General features: G+C 72.4%; 13 protein-coding genes and 1 pseudogene. 5 read left to right on the top strand and 9 right to left on the bottom strand.

Annotation, left to right across the window (positions count from 1 at the left end; all coding sequences use genetic code 11):
- Positions 1 to 37: 37 nt before the first annotated feature.
- On the top strand, positions 38 to 892 hold the full coding sequence (locus tag ACF1DX_RS08830; RefSeq protein WP_391790500.1) for a DUF72 domain-containing protein: 855 nt from the start codon (positions 38 to 40) through the stop codon (positions 890 to 892).
- On the opposite strand, the gene ACF1DX_RS08825 is transcribed toward ACF1DX_RS08830, so the two are convergent.
- Complete coding sequence (locus ACF1DX_RS08825) at positions 873 to 1,232, bottom strand: metalloregulator ArsR/SmtB family transcription factor (RefSeq protein ID WP_217135810.1); 360 nt, start codon at positions 1,230 to 1,232, stop codon at positions 873 to 875. The genes ACF1DX_RS08830 and ACF1DX_RS08825 overlap by 20 nt on opposite strands.
- Positions 1,233 to 1,299: 67 nt before the next feature.
- On the opposite strand from ACF1DX_RS08825, the gene ACF1DX_RS08820 reads away from it, so the two are divergent.
- From ACF1DX_RS08820 to ACF1DX_RS08810, 3 genes are read left to right on the top strand one after another with little or no spacing between them, the layout of a single operon-like run.
- Positions 1,300 to 3,219 carry a heavy metal translocating P-type ATPase gene (locus ACF1DX_RS08820; RefSeq protein WP_391790499.1) on the top strand — a complete coding sequence of 640 codons (1,920 nt, stop codon included), beginning with the start codon at positions 1,300 to 1,302 and terminating at the stop codon, positions 3,217 to 3,219.
- A 56-nt stretch (positions 3,220 to 3,275) separates the two neighbouring features.
- A complete protein-coding gene (locus ACF1DX_RS08815) occupies positions 3,276 to 4,757 on the top strand; it encodes an AlkA N-terminal domain-containing protein (RefSeq protein WP_391790498.1) in 1,482 nt (493 codons plus the stop codon).
- A gap of 22 nt (positions 4,758 to 4,779) precedes the next feature.
- Positions 4,780 to 5,262, top strand: coding sequence for a methylated-DNA--[protein]-cysteine S-methyltransferase (locus ACF1DX_RS08810; protein WP_391790497.1), 483 nt, complete (start codon positions 4,780 to 4,782; stop codon positions 5,260 to 5,262).
- On the opposite strand, the gene ACF1DX_RS08805 is transcribed toward ACF1DX_RS08810, so the two are convergent.
- From ACF1DX_RS08805 to ACF1DX_RS08795, 3 genes are all read right to left on the bottom strand, one after another.
- Positions 5,259 to 5,984, bottom strand: a complete 726-nt coding sequence (locus ACF1DX_RS08805) for an NAD-dependent deacetylase (protein ID WP_391790496.1) — start codon at positions 5,982 to 5,984, stop codon at positions 5,259 to 5,261. The genes ACF1DX_RS08810 and ACF1DX_RS08805 overlap by 4 nt on opposite strands.
- A 61-nt stretch (positions 5,985 to 6,045) precedes the next feature.
- Positions 6,046 to 6,549, bottom strand: a complete 504-nt coding sequence (locus ACF1DX_RS08800) for an NUDIX domain-containing protein (protein WP_391790495.1) — start codon at positions 6,547 to 6,549, stop codon at positions 6,046 to 6,048.
- Positions 6,550 to 6,676: 127 nt separating this feature from the next.
- Positions 6,677 to 7,747 carry an ADP-ribosylglycohydrolase family protein gene (locus tag ACF1DX_RS08795; RefSeq protein ID WP_391790494.1) on the bottom strand — a complete coding sequence of 357 codons (1,071 nt, stop codon included), beginning with the start codon at positions 7,745 to 7,747 and terminating at the stop codon, positions 6,677 to 6,679.
- A gap of 138 nt (positions 7,748 to 7,885) precedes the next feature.
- Here ACF1DX_RS08795 and ACF1DX_RS08790 point away from each other — a divergent pair, with 138 nt between their 5' ends.
- On the top strand, positions 7,886 to 9,061 hold the full coding sequence (locus ACF1DX_RS08790) for a glycerate kinase (protein ID WP_391790493.1): 1,176 nt from the start codon (positions 7,886 to 7,888) through the stop codon (positions 9,059 to 9,061).
- Between the two features lie 87 nt (positions 9,062 to 9,148).
- Here the strand turns inward: ACF1DX_RS08790 and ACF1DX_RS08785 are convergent.
- From ACF1DX_RS08785 to ACF1DX_RS08765, 5 genes and pseudogenes are all read right to left on the bottom strand, one after another.
- Positions 9,149 to 9,306, bottom strand: a pseudogene (locus ACF1DX_RS08785) (cobyrinic acid a,c-diamide synthase); the annotation flags it as partial.
- Complete coding sequence (gene pssA / locus ACF1DX_RS08780; RefSeq protein WP_085574312.1) at positions 9,293 to 10,111, bottom strand: CDP-diacylglycerol--serine O-phosphatidyltransferase; 819 nt, start codon at positions 10,109 to 10,111, stop codon at positions 9,293 to 9,295. The gene pssA and the pseudogene ACF1DX_RS08785, both read right to left, overlap by 14 nt.
- Positions 10,112 to 10,133: 22 nt before the next feature.
- The gene (locus ACF1DX_RS08775; RefSeq protein WP_073931230.1) at positions 10,134 to 10,790 is read right to left on the bottom strand and encodes a phosphatidylserine decarboxylase; all 657 of its coding nucleotides are present in this window, start codon (positions 10,788 to 10,790) and stop codon (positions 10,134 to 10,136) included.
- 170 nt (positions 10,791 to 10,960) lie between these two features.
- Positions 10,961 to 12,166 carry an acyl-CoA dehydrogenase family protein gene (locus ACF1DX_RS08770; RefSeq protein WP_391790492.1) on the bottom strand — a complete coding sequence of 402 codons (1,206 nt, stop codon included), beginning with the start codon at positions 12,164 to 12,166 and terminating at the stop codon, positions 10,961 to 10,963.
- Entirely contained in the window at positions 12,166 to 12,678 is a 513-nt protein-coding gene (locus tag ACF1DX_RS08765) for a MaoC family dehydratase (RefSeq protein ID WP_391790491.1), read from the bottom strand. The genes ACF1DX_RS08770 and ACF1DX_RS08765 overlap by 1 nt, the downstream gene beginning before the upstream one ends.
- Between the last annotated feature and the right edge of the window lie 2 nt (positions 12,679 to 12,680).

The raw sequence follows: 12,680 nt of genomic DNA, 5'->3' as shown, positions 1-12,680 counted from the left end.
AGGACAGATGCGCGGGAGCCCGGGTACCCGGGCTCCCATGGGTGACATCCTGGTCGGGGCCTGTTCGTGGACGGACCGCATGCTCGTGACGAGCGGCTGGTATCCGAGCGGGCGGCGGGACGCGGAGGGACGGCTGCGGCACTACGCCTCCAGGCTGCCCGTCGTCGAGGTGGACTCCGCCTACTACGCGCTGCCCAGCCGCCGCAACAGCGAACTGTGGGTGGAGCGCACACCGGACGGGTTCCGCTTCGACGTCAAGGCGTTCTCGCTGCTGACCGGCCACCCCACCCGGCCGCGGGCGCTCCCCGCCGACCTGCGGGACCGGCCGGTGGACGGCGCCCTCCTCGACGAGGTGTGGAGGAGGTTCGCGGAGGCGGTCGGGCCGCTGCGCGAGGCCGGGCGGCTGGGCGCCGTACTGTTCCAGTTCCCGCCCCGGTTCGCGCCCGGAACCCGGGCCGAGCGGACACTGGAGGAGTGCGCGGAGCGCACGGCCGGCTGGCCGCTCGCCGTCGAGTTCCGGCACCCGGGATGGTGGGAGGCGGACCGGGCCGAGGACACCCTCGCGCTGCTGTCCGGGCTGGGCGCGACGGCCGTCGGCGTGGACATGGCCCAGGGACTCCCCGGCTCCCTGCCGCCCGTCGCACCCGTCAGCCGCCCCGCCCTCGCCGTCGTACGGTTCCACGGACGCAGCAGGGACTGGGGGAGGGGCAGCAAGGAGGACCGCTTCCGCCACGACTACGACGTGACCGAACTCGCCGCCTGGGTGCCCCGGCTGCGGCGCGCGGCGGAGCGGACGGACGAACTGCACGTGCTGTTCAACAACTGCTGCGCGGACGCCGCCGTACGCGCCGCCGAGACCATGCGGGGGCTGCTCACCCCGCGGTGTCGCTGATCCCCAGCCGCAGGTGCTCCACATGGTAGACGGCCTGGTCGAGCAGTCCGGCGACATGGTCGTCGTGCAGCGCGTACACCACGGAGCGGCCCCGGCGCTCGCCGACCACCAGGCCCAGGTTGCGCAGCAGCCGCAGTTGGTGCGAGCAGGCCGACTGCTCCATGCCCACCTCCGCCGCCAGCTCCGTGGCCGGGAGCGGTCCCTCGCGCAGCCGGGCGAGGATGAGCAGCCGGGAGGGCGTGGACAGGGCCTGGAGCGTGGTGGCGACCTTCGCGACGTTGTCCGCGTCCAGGCGCACCCGCTCCGCGGCGTCCTGCGGGATGACGGCTCCATGACCCATGCGGACATCCTACTCATCGCATATGAACGCATGAACGAGTCTTCATGTGTTCCTGTATGGTGGCCGGGTGTCCGTGACTCTCGCTCCCGCACCCCGGTCGTCCGTCGGCGCCCCGGCGCCGCGCCGCCGCACCCGTGTCCTCGCCCTCCCGGAAGCCCGGTGGGCGCTCGCCTCACTCGTCGCCTTCCTGGCCGGGCTCGCCGCCGATCTCGGCGGTGCGCCGGGCTGGGCCGGCGGGGTCCTGTACGCCGTCGCCTATGTGTGCGGCGGCTGGGAACCGGCCCTCGAAGGGCTGCGCGCCCTGCGCGACAAGACCCTCGACGTCGATCTGCTGATGATCGTCGCCGCGCTGGGCGCCGCCGCGATCGGACAGGTCCTCGACGGCGCCCTGCTCATCGTCATCTTCGCCACCTCCGGCGCCCTGGAGGCCCTGGCCACCGCCCGCACCGCCGACTCCGTGCGCGGCCTGCTCGACCTCGCGCCCACGACGGCGACCCGGGTGACCGAGCACGGCGAGGAGACCGTGCCCACCGCCGAACTCGCCGTCGGCGACGTCCTGCTCGTCCGCCCCGGGGAGCGCATCGGTGCCGACGGCACCGTCCTCGACGGCGTCAGCGAGGCCGACCAGGCCACCATCACCGGCGAGTCCCTGCCGGTCGTCAAGCGCCCCGGCGACGACGTCTTCGCCGGCACCCTCAACGGCACCGGCGCCCTGCGCGTCCGGGTCGGCCGCGACCCCGCCGACTCGGTCATCGCCCGCATCGTGACCCTGGTCGAGGAGGCCTCCCGCACCAAGGCGCCGACCCAGCTCTTCATCGAGAAGATCGAGCAGCGGTACGCGGTCGGCGTGGTCGTCGCCACCCTCGCCGTGTTCGGCATTCCGCTCGCCTTCGGCGAGAACCTCACCGACGCCCTGCTGAGGGCGATGACCTTCATGATCGTCGCCTCGCCGTGCGCGATCGTCCTCGCCACCATGCCGCCCCTGCTCTCCGCCATCGCCAACGCCGGCCGCCACGGCGTCCTCGTCAAGTCGGCGGTCGCCATGGAACGCCTCGGTGAGATCGACGCGTCCGCCCTCGACAAGACCGGCACCCTCACCGAAGGCACCCCCGAGGTGACCGCCGTACGCCCGCTGCCCGGTTCCGGACTGGACGAGAACGCCCTGCTCACCCTGGCCGCCTCGGCCGAGCACCCCAGTGAGCACCCGCTGGCCCGCGCCGTGGTCGCCGCCGCCCGCACCCGGGGCCTGCCCCTCGCCCCCGCCACGGACTTCACCGCCGCACCCGGCCACGGCATCACCGCCACCGTGAACGGGGCCGTGGTGACCGTCGGACGCGCCGACCCGGCGGAGGCGGCCCGCGGCGAGACCGTCGTCCGCGTCACCCGCGACGGCACCCCCGTCGGCACCCTCGCCCTCACCGACCGGATCCGCCCCGGCGCCCCGGCCGCCACCTCCGCCCTGACGGCCCTCACCGGCACCGCCCCCACCCTCCTCACCGGCGACAACGAGCACGCCGCCGCCCGCGTCGCCGACGCGACCGGCCTCACGGACATCCGCGCCGGACTCCTCCCCGAGGACAAGGTGAACGCCGTACGGGACCTCCAGACGGCCGGCCGCAAGGTGCTGTTCGTCGGCGACGGCGTCAACGACGCGCCCGCCCTCGCCGCCGCCCACGCCGGCATCGCCATGGGCCGCGCGGGCTCCGACCTGGCCCTGGAGACGGCGGACGCGGTCGTCGTGCGCGACGAACTCGCCGCCGTCCCCGCGGTCGTACGGCTCTCCCGCACCGCCCGCCGGCTGGTGGTGCAGAACCTCGTCATCGCGGGCACGGCCATCACCGGCCTCGTCCTGTGGGACCTCCTCGGCCACCTCCCGCTCCCGCTCGGCGTCGCAGGACACGAGGGCTCCACCGTGCTGGTCGGCCTGAACGGGCTGCGGCTGCTCCGCGAGTCGGCATGGCGATCCGGACAGCCCCAGGACACATGACGTCGATGTCGGATTCCCGCCAGACCGGGGCGCCGGCCGTGCCCGATCCTTGAGGCATGCAGAAGGGGATGCACACCGACACCGAGCGCTGCGTGCGCGCCGTGCGGTCGAAGGACGCGCGGTTCGACGGCTGGTTCTTCACCGCCGTCCTCACCACCGGCATCTACTGCCGGCCCAGTTGCCCGGTGGTCCCGCCCAAGGCGGAGAACATGGTCTTCCACCCGAGCGCGGCGGCCTGCCAGCAGGCCGGGTTCCGGGCCTGCAAACGCTGCCGGCCCGACACCAGCCCCGGCTCACCGGAGTGGAACCAGCGGGCCGACGCGGTGGCCCGCGCCATGCGCCTGATCGCCGACGGCGTCGTGGACCGCGAAGGCGTCACCGGTCTCGCCGCCCGGCTCGGCTACAGCACCCGGCAGGTCGAACGCCAGTTGCTCGCCGAGCTGGGCGCGGGCCCCCTCGCGCTCGCCCGCGCCCAGCGCGCCCAGACCGCGCGGCTGCTCATCGAGACCACGGCACTGCCGATGGCGGAGATCGCCTTCGCGGCCGGCTTCTCCTCCGTCCGCACCTTCAACGACACCGTCCGCGAGGTCTACGCACTCGCCCCGGGCGAACTGCGCGCCCGCGCACCGAAGAACACCTCCCGCGCCACCCCCGGGGTGCTGTCGTTGCGCCTGCCGTTCCGGGCACCGCTCAACCCGGACAACCTCTTCGGCCACCTCGCCGCCACCGCCGTACCCGGCGTGGAGGAGTGGCGGGACGGCGCCTACCGGCGCACGCTGCGCCTGCCGTACGGGCACGGCATCGTGGCGCTCACCCCGCACCCCGACCACATCGCCTGCCGCCTCACCCTCGGCGACCCCCGCGACCTCACCGTCGCCATCAGCCGCTGCCGCCGCCTGCTCGACCTCGACGCCGACCCGGTCGCCGTCGACGACCAGTTGCGCGCGGACCCGGTCCTCGCGCCCCTCGTCGACAAGGCACCCGGCCGCCGCGTGCCGCGCACGGTCGACGCGGACGAGTTCGCCGTCCGGGCCGTCCTCGGCCAGCAGGTCTCCACGGCCGCCGCCCGCACCCACGCGGCCCGCCTGGTCACCGCGCACGGCACCCCCGTGGACGACCCCGAGGGCGGCCTCACCCACCTCTTCCCGTCCCCCGGGGCGCTGGCCGGGCTCGACCCCGAGACCCTCGCCATGCCCCGCACCCGCCGCACCACGTTCACCACCCTCGTACGCCGGCTCGCCGACGGCGACCTCCACCTGGGCGCCGACAGCGACTGGCCCGAGACCCGCGCGAAACTCCTCGCCCTCCCCGGCTTCGGCCCCTGGACGGCCGACGTCATCGCCATGCGCGCCCTCGGCGACCCCGACGCCTTCCTCCCCACCGACCTCGGCATCCGCCGCGCCGCCCGCGAACTGGGCCTGCCCTCCACCCCGGCCGCCCTCACCGCACGCGCGGCGGCCTGGCGGCCCTGGCGGGCGTACGCGGTCCAGTACCTGTGGGCGACGGACAGCCACCCCATCAACTTCCTGCCGGTGTAGAGAAAACAGGGACCCCCAGCCGATGAAGCAGTACACCGTGACCGACAGCCCCTACGGCCCGCTGACGCTCGTCGCCGACGACGGCGTCCTGTGCGGCCTCTACATGACCGACCAGCGCCACCGCCCACCCGAGGAGACCTTCGGCGCCCCCGACGACACCCCCTTCGCCGAGGCGCGGGAGCAGCTCGCGGCGTACTTCACGGGCGAGTTGAAGGAGTTCACCCTCGAACTGCGCCTGCACGGCACCCCGTTCCAGCGCCGCGTCTGGAACCAGCTGACCCGCATCCCGTACGGCGAGACCCGCACCTACGGCCAACTCGCCGACGCTCTCGGCAATGCGAAGGCCTCCCGCGCGGTCGGCCTCGCCAACGGCCGCAACCCGGTCGGCATCATCGTCCCCTGCCACCGCGTCATCGGCGCGAGCGGCGGCCTCACCGGATACGGCGGCGGCCTGGAGCGCAAACAGCGCCTGCTGGACTTCGAACGCGCGGCCGCCCTGTTCTAGGCGGCGATCCGGCGCAGCAGCCCGGGCAGCGAGGTGCCGATCGGCTCGCGGATCACCTCGTCGGCGAGATCGTCGTACGGGGTCGGCTCCGCGTTGACGATGATCAGGCGGGCCCCGTGGCCGGCGGCCACCTCCGCGAGCCCGGCGGCGGGGTGGACCTGGAGACTGGTGCCCACGGCGACGAAGACGGTGCACGCCTTGCTGATCGCCGCCGCCTCGCCCAGTACCACGGGATCGAGGTGCTCGCCGAACATCACCGTCGCCGGCTTGAGGACGCCGCCGCACCCCAGACAGGGCGGATCGTCCTCACCGGCCTCGACCCGGGCGAGGGCGTCCTCCATCGCGCCGCGCACGTGACACCTGGTGCACACCACGCTCCGTACGGTGCCGTGGAGTTCGAGCACCTTGCGGGCCGGCATGCCGGCGAGCTGGTGCAGCCCGTCCACGTTCTGCGTGATCACCCGCACCGGCACTCCGGAACGCTCCAGCCCGACCACGGCGCGGTGCGCGCCGTTCGGCTCGACGGCGGACGTGAAGTTCTCCCGCCGCATCCGCCAGGAACGGCGGCGGATCTCCGGGTCACCCATGTAGTACGCGTACGTCACCAGCTTCTCGGCCTCGGGATCGCGGCGCCACAGTCCGTTGGGGCCGCGGTAGTCCGGGATACCGGAGTCCGTGCTGACACCGGCACCGGTGAGGAGGGCGACGAGGGGCTTGCTCATGCGGCCGAGGGTAGGCCGCGGGGCGCCGGTGCGGCGAGCGGATAAAACGCCGGGCACGGGCTCAGCGCACCGGGTACCCGTCCTCCAGCTCCGCGGTGCCCGAACCGTCGGCGAGGACGTCCAGCGCGGCCGACACCCGGCGCCCCAGGGAACCGTGGAGGTACTCGGCCAGTTCCCCGCGCGGTACCAGCCGCCAGGACAGCAGCTCCGACTCCTGCAGCCGGATCGCCGCGAAGTCGTCCGCGCCGAGCACGCCGCCGTCGTACAGGTACGCCACCACCGGCGGCCGTCCCGGCCCCCGCACCCAGTCCACCGCCAGCAGCCGTCCCAGCTCCCGGTCCAGCCCGATCTCCTCGGCCGTCTCCCGCCGCGCCGCCTCGCGGGGGCTCTCCCCGTCGTCCGACTCGATCGTCCCGCCGGGCAGCGCCCACCCCTCCCGGTAGTTCGGCTCGACGAGCAGCACCCTCCCCGCCTCGTCCCGGAAGAGAACGGCGGCGCCGGCGAGGACACGGGGGAGGGAGGCGATGTAGGAGGCGTAGTCCTGGACGGGCTGAGTGGTGGTCATGCCCGGAAGGGTAGTCGTGGCGCCGGGCACCGCCGCGGGTACGGAGCCGGGCCCGCGGGGCGCACGGCAGCACACGCCGGTCCCTTGATCGACACCGGAGGCGCGTACGCCGGGGCACATCGTACGGTCACTCGACCTGGGCCAGCCGCAGCGTGCGTTCCGCCAGCTCGCTGATCCGTACCCCGTCGAAGCCGAAGACGGCGCTGCGGACCGTGTCCTGGAGGGGGTCCTTCCACTGGCCGGGGATGGCCGGGGCGCCGCACAGGACGCCCGCCACCGAGCCCGCCGTCGCGCCGTTGGAGTCGGTGTCCAGGCCGCCGCGCACGGTCAGGGCGATGGTCCGGGTGAAGTCGCCGTCGCCGTACAGCAGGCCGGCGGTGAGGACGGCCGCGTTCGGGACCGTGTGGATCCAGCCGAGGCCCGACGTCTCCTCCGTGAGCGTGGTGAGCGTGTCCTCCCAGGCCAGCCCGGCCTCGTGCAGGGAGGCCACCCGGCGCACGGTACGGGAGAGGCGGCTGCTCGCCGGGATCACCGTCAGCGCCTCGTCCACCGCGTGCCGCACGGCGGGCGCCGTGAACGCCGCCGAGATCAGCGCCGCCGCCCACATCGCGCCGTACACGCCGTTGCCGGTGTGGGAGAGCACCGCGTCCCTGCGGGCGAGCGAGGCGGCGCGGTGCGGGGCGCCCGGGGACGTCCAGCCGTGGATGTCGGCGCGGATCAGGGCGCCGATCCACTCCTGGTAAGGGTTGTCATAGGTGGCGGTGAGCGGGGGTTTCAGGCCGTTCGCGAGGTTGCGGTAGGCCGCGCGTTCGGCGGTGAAGGTCTGCAGGTACGGCAGCCGCAGCAGCCACAGGTCGCCGACCTGCTCGGTGGTGAAGGCGAAGCCGTGGGTCTCCAGCAGGCCGAGACCGAGGATCGCGTAGTCGACGTCGTCGTCGCGGCAGCTCCCGTGGACGCGACCGCGGACGCAGGACCGCCACTCGGGGCGCAGTTCGAGGCCCTCGCTCTCGCTCAGCGGCTCGGGGAGGTAGTCGGTGAGGGGGAGGGCGTCCGTCCGGCGGAGGTAGCGGTCGATGCGTTCACGGGTCCACACCTCGCCCTGCTCCACCGGTTTGCCGAGCATGTTGCCCGCGATCCGGCCCAGCCAGCCTCCGAGGATGCGGTCGGCGAGTCCCGGCTCCGTGTGCACAGCGCTCATCGCGGTCATGGGACCGGTGTACCCGGTTCCCGGCCGTTTCACGGGCTGGGCAGGGCATGGCGGCCACTGTGCCCGGCGGTTAGGGTCACAGCGGCGCGACTCGGCCTTGACACGCGCGAGGCCCGGAGAACGAGGGGAATGCAAGTGGCGGACGCTGCAGAAAGCGGCACTCGTACGACACGGCCGGCACAGCGGGTGCTCGTCGCCGCGGACAAGTTCAAGGGGTCGCTGACGGCCGTCGAGGTCGCCGAGCGGGTGACGGCCGGGCTGCGCCGGGTCGTACCGGACCTGGTGGTCGAGGCGCTGCCGGTGGCCGACGGCGGCGACGGCACCGTGGCCGCGGCGGTCGCGGCGGGATTCGAGCGCCGGGAGGTACGGGTCGCCGGTCCCCTCGGGGACGAGGTGACCGCCGCGTACGCGCTGCGCGGTGACACGGCCGTCGTGGAGATGGCGGAGGCGAGCGGGCTGCAGCGGCTGCCGGCCGGTGTCTTCGCGCCGCTCACGGCGTCGACGTACGGCTCCGGCGAGCTGCTGCGGGCCGCGCTGGACGCGGGGGCGCGGAGCATCGTGTTCGGGGTGGGCGGCAGCGCCACCACCGACGGCGGCGCGGGCATGCTCTCGGCGCTGGGCGCGCGGTTCGCGACGGCGGACGGTGAGCCGGTGACGCCGGGGGGCGGAGGGCTGGCCGAGCTGGTGTCGGCGGACCTTTCGGGGCTGGATCGCCGCCTCGGCGAGGTCGAGCTGGTACTCGCGAGCGATGTCGACAACCCGCTGACCGGGCCGAAGGGCGCCCCGGCGGTCTACGGCCCGCAGAAGGGCGCCTCGCCGGAGGACGTGGAGGCGCTGGACGCGGCCCTGACGCACTTCGCGAAGGTGCTGGAGGAGACCGTGGGCGCGCGGGCCGCCGAGTACGCGGTCGCGCCGGGTGCGGGCGCCGCGGGCGGCATCGGGTACGGGGCGCTGCTGCTCGGAGCCGGTTTCCGTCCCGGAATCGAGGTCATGCTGGAGGTGCTCGGCTTCGCGCCGGCGCTGGAGCGGGCGGATCTGGTGATCACCGGCGAGGGGTCGCTCGACCGGCAGACCCTGCACGGCAAGGCCCCGGCGGGTGTCGCCGCGGCCGCGCGGGCCGCCGGCAAGGAGGTCGTCGCGGTGTGCGGACGGCTCGCGCTGCCGCCGGAGGTGCTGGGGCGGGCGGGGATCCGGCGGGCGTACGCGCTGACGGATCTGGAGCCGGATGTGGCCGCGTGCATCGCCGACGCGGGCCCGATCCTGGAACGCACGGCGGAGCGCATCGCGCGGAACTTCCTGAGCTGAGGGTTTCTCGCCCCCGCCGCCCCTTCCCGTCCCGACCCGGGGCTCCGCCCCGGACCCCGCTCCTCAAACGCCGGAAGGGCTGAAAGTCAGCCTGTCCGGCGTTTGAGGACGAGGCCCGAAGGGGGGTCTGGGGGCGCAGCCCCCAGGGACGGGACGGGAAGGGGCGGCGGGGGCGAGAACAAACGGGCCCCGAACCCATCCGGGTCCGGGGCCCAAGCACAACGCGCCGCGTTACGGCAACTGCGCCGCCCGCGCCTCACGACGGTTGTCGCGGAAGTTGTTCACCCGGCGCGCCGTGGCGAACAGCGGAATCACCGCGCCCATCACCAGCTGCAGCGCACACCCCGTCTGGAGCAGCAGCTGCCCGCTCGGCGCGTCGAACGCCCACCCCGCCAGCAGCCCCATCGACAGCACGATCCACGACAGCATGGCCACCGCGAGGCGGCCCCGCGGCTTCGGGTACTCCACCCGGCTCACCATCAGCCACGCCGTACCGATGATCGCCAGCAGCGTCGCCACGAACGGCAGCTCAAGGAGCACGATCGAGACGACGGTCAGCGCGCCGAACGGCGACGGCATGCCCTGGAAGGTGCCGTCCTTCACCGTGACGCAGGAGAACCGCGCCAGCCTCAGCACCACCGCCAGCAGCACCACGATCGCCCCGACCGCGGCCACTCTCTGGTGCGCGTCGTCCGCGACCATGCCGTAGACCAGGACGAAGTACGCCGGCGCCAGCCCGAAGCTGATCAGGTCGGACAGGTTGTCCAGCTCCGCGCCCATCGGCGAGGAGCGCAGCTTGCGCGCCACCAGGCCGTCGAACAGGTCGAAGACCGCCGCGCACAGCATCAGGATGACGGCCGTGGCCGCGCTGTGGCGGGCCATGCCCGTCTCCTGGCTGCCCTGGAGGTGCGGGATCAGGATGCCGGTGGTGGTGAAGTACACCGCCATGAAGCCACAGGTGGCGTTGCCCAGGGTGAGGGTGTCCGCTATCGACAGGCGGAGCGAGAGGGGCATCTCCTCCTCGTCGTCCGCCTCGTCGGCCTCGGGCACCCAGCCGGCCTGTGTCTCGGGATCAACCACGGTCAATGCGAGTCACCCCAGCCACGGTCTTCTGACCGACCTCGACGGCCACCTCCACGCCCTCGGGCAGGTAGATGTCGACGCGCGAGCCGAACCGGATCAGACCGATGCGCTCACCCTGCTCGACCTTGGTGCCCTGGGGCACGTAGGGGACGATACGGCGGGCCACCGCGCCGGCGATCTGGATCATCTCGATGTCGCCGAGCTCGGTGTCGAAGTGCCACACGACGCGCTCGTTGTTCTCGCTCTCCTTGTTGAAGGCGGGAACGAAACCACCGGGGATGTGCTCGACCGACGTCACCGTGCCGGACAGCGGGGCCCGGTTCACGTGGACGTTGAGCGGGCTCATGAAGATCGCGACGCGGGTGCGCCCGTCCTTCCACGGCATGATGCTCTGCACCACGCCGTCGGCGGGCGAGATGACCCTGCCCTGGGCGATCTCGCGCTCGGGGTCGCGGAAGAACCACAGCATCCCCGCCGCCAGGGCGGTGGCGGGGACGGCGACGGCCTTGGCGGCACCGGAGCGCCGGGAGCGGAGCAGACTGACGGCTGCGGTGGCGACGGTCGGCAGAAGCCACGGCGATGCTCCGCGCGCGAGGCGTACGCCGGCGAGGCTGTCGCGGTGTGCAGAGGTTTGGCTGTGGGGCATGGATGACCTTCGTAGCGGATGATGCCGCGCACTTGCGGGGGACGGCGGCTTTCCGGCGATCGTAGCGGCTCCGGGCCGTAACTGGGTAAGCCAGTCAGCCGAGTCGGCGGCCGAAGAGTGCATACGGGGTGTGATCCTCTTCTTCAAGAAAACACCCCGTATCCGGACATCTAACCCTGGAATCGATACTCTTCGAGCAGTCGGCGGCCGATGATCATTTTCTGGATCTCGGCGGTGCCCTCACCGATCAGCAGCATCGGCGCCTCCCGGTAGAGGCGCTCGATCTCGTACTCCTTGGAGAAGCCGTAGCCGCCGTGGATCCGGAAGGAGTCCTCCACGACCTCCTTGCAGTATTCGGAGGCGAGGTACTTCGCCATCCCTGCTTCAAGGTCGTTTCGCTCCCCGGAGTCCTTTTTGCGTGCCGCGTTCACCATCATCGCATGCGCGGCCTCCACCTTGGTAGCCATCTCCGCCAGCTTGAACTGGACGGCCTGGTGCTGGGCGATCGGCTTGCCGAAAGTGTGACGCTGCTGGGCGTACCGGACACCGAGCTCGAAGGCACGCTGAGCGACGCCGCAGCCACGCGCCGCCACATTGACACGGCCGACCTCGACACCGTCCATCATTTGGTAAAAACCTCGGCCGGTGACCCCGCCGAGCACCCGGTCGGCGGGAACCCGCAGGTCGTCCATGATGAGCTCGGTCGTGTCGACGCCCTTGTAGCCCATCTTGTCGATCTTGCCGGGGATGGTCAGGCCGGGGCGCACCTCGCCGAAGCCCGGCTCCTTCTCCACCAGGAAGGTCGTCATCGACCTGTGCGGCGCCGTGCCCTCGGGGTGACCCTCGTCACTCCGCACCAGAACGGCCACCAGCGACGACGTGCCGCCGTTCGTCAGCCACATCTTCTGGCCGTTCAGGACGTACGCGTCACCGTCCCTCACCGCCTTCGACGTGATCGCCGACACGTCGGAGCCGAGCCCCGGCTCCGACATCGAGAAGGCGCCGCGGATGTCGCCGGCCGCCATCCTCGGCAGGAAGTGGTCCTTCTGCTCCCGCGTGCCGTGCTGCTTGAGCATGTACGCCACGATGAAGTGCGTGTTGATGATGCCGGACACCGACATCCAGCCGCGGGCGATCTCCTCCACGCACAGCGCGTAGGTGAGGAGCGACTCGCCCAGACCCCCGTACTCCTCGGGGATCATCAGACCGAACAGGCCGAGTTCCTTCAGGCCGTCGACGATCTGCTGCGGGTACTCGTCGCGGTGCTCCAGCTCGGTGGCGACCGGGATGATCTCCTTGTCCACGAAGTCGCGGACGGTGGAGAGGATCTCCTGCTGGACGTCGGTCAGACCGGCGGTCTGGGCGAGGCGCGCCATCACTTCTCCTGCTGTTTCAGCTCCGGGCGGCCAGGCTGCTCGCCGCCGCGCTCCTTGATGTACGTCTCGGTCGGCACCATCACCTTGCGGCGGAACACGCACACCAGCGTGCCGTCCTGCTTGTAGCCCTTGGTCTCGACGTACACGATCCCGCGGTCGTCCTTCGACTTCGACGGCCACTTGTCGAGCACGGTCGTCTGGCCGTAGACCGTGTCGCCGTGGAAGGTCGGCGCCACGTGCTTCAGCGACTCGATCTCCAGGTTGGCGATCGCCTTGCCGGAGATGTCGGGCACCGACATGCCGAGCAGCAGGGAGTAGACGTAGTTCCCGACCACCACGTTCCTGCCGAAGTCCGTCGTCCTCTCGGCGTAGTTCGCGTCCATGTGGAGCGGGTGGTGGTTCATGGTGAGGAGACAGAACAGGTGGTCGTCGTACTCGGTGACCGTCTTGCCCGGCCAGTGCTTGTACACCGCCCCGACCTCGAACTCCTCGTAGGTGCGTCCGAACTGCATCG

The organism is Streptomyces sp. NPDC014676 (assembly GCF_043084105.1).
Classification (GTDB): domain Bacteria; phylum Actinomycetota; class Actinomycetes; order Streptomycetales; family Streptomycetaceae; genus Streptomyces.
This window is presented reverse-complemented; position numbering and strand designations above follow the sequence as displayed.